Origin of the sequence: Armatimonas sp., assembly GCF_031410135.1 — a bacterium.
Taxonomy (GTDB): Bacteria; Armatimonadota; Armatimonadia; order Armatimonadales; family Armatimonadaceae; genus Armatimonas.
In genome coordinates, this window is the sequence record NZ_JANNYP010000583.1 from 1 (window position 1) to 6745 (window position 6745).

Genomic DNA, 6745 nt, shown 5'->3' on the forward strand with positions numbered 1-6745 from the left:
GGGCATTTTACTTTAGCTTGGCGAGGATGCTCTCGGTGTCGTAGACGCAGCCGCCCCAGAGGCCACCGGATGCCGTGACGAGGGCGGCCCAGAGGCGGGTGTCGTCGGGGAGCTGGGGGTCGGGGGCGAGGTCGTCTCTGAGGGGACGGGTGGCGAAGTCGGGGTCGGAGATTAAGTTCACGGAGGCGGTGAGGTTCACGCGATCCACGATAATCTCGATCGTGTCGCCGTCGCGCACCTTGCCGATGGGGCCGCCTGCAAGTGCCTCGGGGCCGATGTGGCCGATGCAGGCACCAGTGGAGACGCCGCTAAACCGTGCGTCGGTGATGAGCGCGACTTCCTTGCCAAAGGGCAGGAACTTCAGGGCGCTGGTGAGCTGGTAGGTCTCCTCCATGCCCGTCCCGAGCGGCCCACGACAGGTTAAAACAATCACATCGCCCGCGACTATTTTCCCGCCCTTGATCGCCGCAATGGCGTCGCGCTCACTGGTGAAGACTTTGGCGGGGCCGGTCTTTCGATACACACCGTCCTCGCCCACCACCGACGGATGGATGCTCGTTGCTTTTATCACGCTTCCCTCGGGCGCAAGATTTCCCATGGGGAAGCAGACCGTGCTCGTGAGGCCCTTCTTGCGGGCGTGCTCCGGGTCGGAGATCACGTCGTCGGGGTCTACGCCGTCTTTGTCGCGCAGGACTTGCCGGAGCTTCTCGCGCCGCTCGCTGGTCTCCCACTCGGCCAGGTTCTCGCCGATGGTCTTGCCGTTTACCGTCAGACAGTCTAGGTGCAGTAGCCCTAAATTGCGCAGATGGAGCATCACTTCCGGGACGCCGCCCGCCAGATACATCCGCACGGTCGGGTGGTCATTGGGGCCGTTGGGGAGCACGTCCACGAGGCGCGGCACGGAGCGGTTGACACGAATCCAGTCGTCTACGCTCGGGCGCTTGAGCTTGGCGGCATGGGCAATGGCGGGAATGTGTAGCAACAAGTTGGTCGAGCCGCCACAGGCCGCATGCACCAGCATGGCGTTCTCGATACTTTTGTCGGTGAGGATATCGCGGCCCTTCACGCCGTTGGCATCGAGCGCGAGCATCGCGTTGGCGGTGCGGGTGGCGATGTCGAACCAGATCTTCTGCCCACTAGGCGCGAGCGCGGCGTGGGGAACGGTCAGTCCGAGCGCCTCGGAGACCGCTTGGGCCGTTGCCGCCGTGCCGAAGAACTGACAGCCGCCGCCGGGGGTTGCACAGGCACGGCAGCCCGCCTCGGCGGCCTCCTTGAGTGTGATGAGTCCATGAGAAAAACGCGCCCCGATGGTCTGCACTTTCCCGGCATCCTCACCGTTTTCGGGAGGAAGCGTCACGCCGCCGGGCACAATCGCGCAGGGCAGGTCGCGCATCCCGGCAATGGCCATCAGCATCGCGGGGAGCCCTTTATCGCAAGTGGCGACCCCGATCACCCCACGCCGGGTTGGTAAACTACGAATGAGCCGCCTTAAAACAATCGCGGCATCGTTGCGGTAGGGCAGCGAGTCGAACATCCCGGTCGTGCCCTGGCTACGGCCATCGCAGGGGTCGGAGACAAAGCCCGCAAACGGGATCGCGCCCCGCAGTGCCAGCTCCTCGGCGCACTCCCGCACCTGCAAGCCAACTTCCCAGTGCCCCGTGTGGTAGCCCAGCGCAATCGGCTTGCCATCCTCGCCGCGCATCCCCCCCAGGGTCGAGAGCACCAGAAACTCCCGCCCCACCACCTTCGAGGGCTCCCATCCCATCCCCGCGTTCATCGAGAGCCCAAAGAGATCCCCAGACGGGCGATCCCGCAGCATCTCTTCCGTAAGGGGTAGTTCTCCTACCGGCCCGGCGGCTTTCGTCGCCACATCGTAGATATCATCGCTATTAATCACACAGGCATTTTACCCGCCAGGCATTGAAATGCCCTGCCACCTAGAGCCGTTGAACTTTTTCGTGGCTTGAATGGTTATCAGGGAACCATGAAACGCTACACACTTCTTTTTCTCAGCCTCGTCGCGGCGGGCTGTGGCTCGGGCTCCTCTGCGCCTAATTCGACGGGGACGCGGCAGTTTGATATTACGCTTCAGAACCTTACCAGCACGGAGAGCAATAGCGGGCAGCCGTTTTCGCCGCCGGTTTTTACCACACACGATGGCGCAACACAGCTCTGGCAGCTAGGCGGTGTTGCGTCGCTGGGAATTCAGAATATCGCGGAGACGGGTAACCGCACGGAGGCGATCAATACCTTGCGGCCTTTGGTCGGAGCGAGTGTGCTGTCTCTGGAAACGCCGCTCTCCTCACCGCTTCAGCCCGGCAGATCCGTGACGGTGCGTGTCTCGGTGGACGCCACCCACCCGTATTTTTCGCACGCCTGGATGCTGGAGCGCACCAATGATGGCTTTGGTGGGCAAGATAGCATCAATCTCTTTGAGCAGGCGGGCACGCAGTCCTACGAGCTTTATGGGCTGGACGCGGGCACGGAGGTCAATAATGAGCGGCGCGGCTTCATTGGCGCACTGGGAGCAGGAGATAGCCGCGACCCAGAAGGTGGACGGATTCGGCTGCATGAAGGCATCACCGGGCGCGGCGATGCCCCGCTCTCCTGGAACTGGAACAGTAGCACAATTTCCGCAAGCCAGATTCCCGTCGCCCGTGTGACGATAACACCTGTGCCTTGACAGGTGTAGTACACTGGGCCAAGGAGTTTTATGCGCATCGTTCTTGCCACGCTCGGCTCATTTGGCGACTTACACCCGTTTCTGGCGATGGGCTTGGGGCTGAAGGCGCGGGGGCATGAGGTGACTCTGGCATCGTGCCCGATCTACAAGAGCAAAGTGGAGGCGGCGGGCTTGCGGTTTGCGTCGCTCCGGCCCGATGCACCCACCCCGGACAAAGCCAGTGAGCTAGCTGCCAAGGTCATGGATGCGCGCAAGGGCACCCGCGCCGTCATGGACGAGTGGACGATGCCTGCCCTGCGCGACACCTACGCCGATCTGGAGGCTGCTTGCGAGGGAGCTGAGCTGCTGATCAGCCACACGATTGTCTTCCCCGGCCCGTTGCTCGCCGAGAAAACGGGCCTGCCCTTTCTGTCCGTCGTGCTCCAGCCGATTGTCTTTTTCTCGGTGAGCGATCCGTGCATCCCGCCCACCACCCCGCGCTGGCAAGGTTTTGCACAGCTCCCCAAACCACTCGTGCGAGCGGCCTATCGCCTCGGGTGGCGCATGACCCGCCCGTGGCTGCGGCCCGTGGACACGCTCCGTGCGGAGCTGGGCCTTCCCCCCAGCAAAAAGCACCCGTTGATTGAGGGGCAGTTCTCGCCGCTCGGAACCCTCGCGCTATTCTCCTCCGCACTGGGGGCTCCCCAGCCCGACTGGCCAGAAAATACCGTCCAGACTGGCTTTGTTTTCTACGACTCGCTGGAGGGGAAAGACGCGGCACTCTCAGCGGAGCTGGAGGCGTTTTTAGCTACGGGCGAGCCGCCGATTGTCTTTACGCTGGGGAGCTCCGCCGTGATGACGGCGGGCAGTTTCTTCGAGGAGGCGGTAAAGGCAACCAAGGCACTCGGGGCTCGCGCTGTCTTGCTCACGGGGCGCGACCAGCCCGTGCCCCCGAATCTCCCGCCGAGCATTCTCGCCGTGCCGTATGCGCCGCACTCGCTTCTGATGCCACGAGCCGCCGTCAACGTCCACCAGGGCGGGGTGGGCACCACGGGGCAGGCGCTCAGAGCGGGCAAGCCGCAGGTCATTGTCCCGTTCGCCCACGACCAGCCCGACCACGCCGCCCGCATCACCCGCGCCGGGCTAGGCAAGACCGTCTACCGCGATTCCTGCACCGCCCAGACGCTTGCCGCCGCGCTCCAGCCACTCCTGGCGGATACCACGCTACAAGAGCGCTGCCGCCGTGTGGGCGAGCAGCTCCAGCAAGAAAATGGCGTCGCCCGTGCCTGCGAGGCCATCGAGCGGCTGATCAAAAATTGAAGCCTTGCCGATTTTGCAAACTCCAAGAGAGCGGAGGATAACATTATGTGCTGTTTTTCGCAACCGGTGCGTCACGTTTCTAACACCGAGATATTTGCCCGGCTCTCGGGCCTGGGGACACAGTTTCTGGTCTACCAGATGACCTTCGCCTCGGACGGCCCCAATGCAATGGTGCTGCCGCTGCCGGTGCGGTCCGTCGTTCGTTTTTTAAACTTTGCGAGCTACCCCCGCTTCTTTGATGACATGCGACGTGGTTTCCCCACCGGGCACGCTGGCATGGGCGGTGGTGGCATGGGTGGGGTGGGCGGCGGGATGGCTCTTCCCCAGACACTGCCTGTGGAGAGTGTCGGGGAGTTTGTTGCCAGCTTCGTCCCTCGCATCGCCGACTTTGACCGGCTCGATTCGCGCTTTGTGCTCCCCAAGACCGTCTGGGAGGCGCTACCGGCCTATCAGGACTGGGGCTTTGCCGTCTTCCAGCTTCGCACACCCAGCAAAGCGAAGGCGCGAGTGCACCCGATGGCTCTGGAGTTCGATACCCGCCATCCTGGTACTCTCTTCTTCCCCACGCTCCATATCCACGATGGTGCTGTTCACCTTGAGGAAGACTACGACCACATGCTTTACTTTCAGGAGCCTGCGCTTCGTGGCAAGCTGGTGTCTCTTCCTGATAGGTCCCGTCATGATTCCGACGGCACCCTACGAACGCAACGCGAGACCCTTCCTGTCAGCTCCAAGCAGAGCGCGGAGCGTTTTGTGGCGGTGCCCCGTACACAGGGCGTCGTTGTGTCTAGGGAGCCGATACAGCGAGTCGCTATATCGGGACACGTGAAGAATCAGGACATTTTCATGCCTAGGATCCGGTAGTGTGTTGGTCACGAGCGGAGCAGCTTTCTCGGCTCTGGTAAAATAGACACTATGAGACGCTCTCCGCAACTAATGATCGCTTTTATCATTGTCGTTGTCACCATGATCAGCTACGCAGGCAACCGTAGCAACAACGAGTTCACGGGCAAGGTGCAGCACCTCGCCATGACGACCGATCAAGAGATTGCCATTGGGCTGCAATCGGCTCCTGAAGTTGCGGCACAGTACGGCGGGGAGAGCCGCGACCGAGCCGCCGTGGCCAAGGTCGAGGAAGTGGGAGAGCGCATCGTTCGCGCCGCCGTGAAGAACTCGCCCTACAAGTTCCAGTTCCATCTGCTGGCGGATCAGAAAACTGTCAATGCCTTTGCGCTCCCCGGAGGTCAGGTCTTTATCACCGAGGCGCTCCTACGAAAGCTCCACACCGAGGGCGAGCTCGCGGGCGTGCTGGGCCATGAGATCGGGCACGTGGTCGGGCGGCATGGGGCGCAGCAGCTTGCCAAGCAGCAGGCCTTACAGGGCTTCGTCGGGGCGGCAGGCGTGGCTTCCTACGATCCCAACAATCCTAGACAGAGCGCGGCAGTGGGCCAGATGGCGCAGATGGTTGCCTCGACCGTCAACATGAAGTATGGGCGCAACGACGAGCTGGAGTCGGATCAGCTGGGCGTGCGGTTTCTCCCCCAAGCGGGCTACGATCCCCGCGCCATGATTGGGGTGATGGAAACCCTCGCGCAGGCGGGCGGTGGGGGCCGCACGCCCGAGTTTTTCAGCACGCACCCCAACCCTGGAAACCGCATCGAGCACATCAAAGCCGCTATCGAGCAGCAGTTCGCCAGCGGTATCCCCGCCGGCCTAGAGCGGTAGCCTTGCGGAAGCTACTTGCTGGCTGCTGTCTTTTGCGAGGGAGCTGCTATTTGTCCCAGCATCGCCGCAATAATCATGACACCCGCGGCGAGTAAATACGGAGTATCGGGTCGCCAGTCGAAGAGGATGCCACCGAGCAGTGGGCCAAGCAGGAACCCCACGGAGCGGGCTCCTTGAAGTAGGCCGAACATCTCCCCTTGGCGATCTGAGGGAGTGACAGCGCTACACCGTGCATTTATCGTCGGGTTCGCGACACCCGCACCGATGGCGTAGAGCGTACTGTAGGCAAAAAGCCACGCAAGGTTTGGTGCGAATGGGGTTAGTCCCAGCCCGACTCCTTGAAGCCCGTAGCCGATCCGCAGCAAGTTCACGGGAGAGAGATGCTTGGTGAGCTTGCCAAGCAGAAAGGCCTGAATCAAGACAGTCAGAAGCGCCTCGTAGCCGAAGACCATTCCGTACTCACGAGGGCCATAGCCGAGGCGCTGGTGGATCAGACGCCCGAATGTCCCTTCTAAACACGCCAGTGCGAACCAAGCCGTTGCTGCGAGAGCGAAGAGGCTCCCGAGTGATGGAATCTCACGCAGAAGAGCAAGCCTTGCGCGTGGCTTTGCCGCCTCAGATGCCTTTGCTTGTGAGGGCACACGGTTGGGGATCACCAGAGCGAGAGCAAGTGCCGCAAGTGCCGACAGGCTCGCGGCAGTGATGCCCAGAAGGAAGCTCTCACCGAAATGTGAGAGCCAGCCGCCGACCGCTGGCCCTAGAATCAGTCCGCCTGTTGTGGCAGCACTGAGTCGTCCAAGCGCGGCAGGACGCTCGCTTTCGTCATGGAGTGCGGCGACTTCGGCCTGGGCAAGAGCGACATTGGCGGCGGCCAGCCCCGCGACCACTCGACTTATCACTCATGGTTCGCTCATTTTTTGTGGCGGTAAAACAGATTGCTCCACCAGGCGAATGTACACCTCTGGCAAAGAATCCAGCAGTTTAAGAATACGTTGTTGCAAAAGGTTTAAGGCAGTCACATGACGCAAAACTTGACCC

The 6745-nt window shown here is 62.0% G+C and carries 6 protein-coding genes; 4 read left to right on the top strand and 2 right to left on the bottom strand.

The window, feature by feature from the left end; genetic code table 11:
- Positions 1–7: 7 nt before the first annotated feature.
- Positions 8–1897, bottom strand: a complete 1890-nt coding sequence (locus RMO15_RS21465; RefSeq protein WP_309716925.1) for a YjhG/YagF family D-xylonate dehydratase — start codon at positions 1895–1897, stop codon at positions 8–10.
- Positions 1898–1984: 87 nt separating this feature from the next.
- Here RMO15_RS21465 and RMO15_RS21470 point away from each other — a divergent pair, with 87 nt between their 5' ends.
- The 4 genes from RMO15_RS21470 to RMO15_RS21485 all read left to right on the top strand — a co-directional run bounded on the left by RMO15_RS21470 (position 1985) and on the right by RMO15_RS21485 (position 5707).
- Positions 1985–2683, top strand: coding sequence for a spondin domain-containing protein (locus tag RMO15_RS21470; RefSeq protein WP_309716928.1), 699 nt, complete (start codon positions 1985–1987; stop codon positions 2681–2683).
- A 30-nt stretch (positions 2684–2713) separates the two neighbouring features.
- Positions 2714–3982 (top strand): nucleotide disphospho-sugar-binding domain-containing protein, encoded by a 1269-nt coding sequence (locus RMO15_RS21475; protein ID WP_309716931.1) that lies wholly within the window; start codon positions 2714–2716, stop codon positions 3980–3982.
- Between the two features lie 66 nt (positions 3983–4048).
- The gene (locus tag RMO15_RS21480; RefSeq protein ID WP_309716934.1) at positions 4049–4846 is read left to right on the top strand and encodes a hypothetical protein; all 798 of its coding nucleotides are present in this window, start codon (positions 4049–4051) and stop codon (positions 4844–4846) included.
- 51 nt (positions 4847–4897) lie between these two features.
- A complete protein-coding gene (locus RMO15_RS21485; protein ID WP_309716937.1) occupies positions 4898–5707 on the top strand; it encodes a M48 family metalloprotease in 810 nt (269 codons plus the stop codon).
- 11 nt (positions 5708–5718) lie between these two features.
- Here RMO15_RS21485 and RMO15_RS21490 read toward each other — a convergent pair whose 3' ends face one another.
- On the bottom strand, positions 5719–6606 hold the full coding sequence (locus RMO15_RS21490) for an MFS transporter (RefSeq protein WP_309716940.1): 888 nt from the start codon (positions 6604–6606) through the stop codon (positions 5719–5721).
- Positions 6607–6745: the final 139 nt, after the last annotated feature.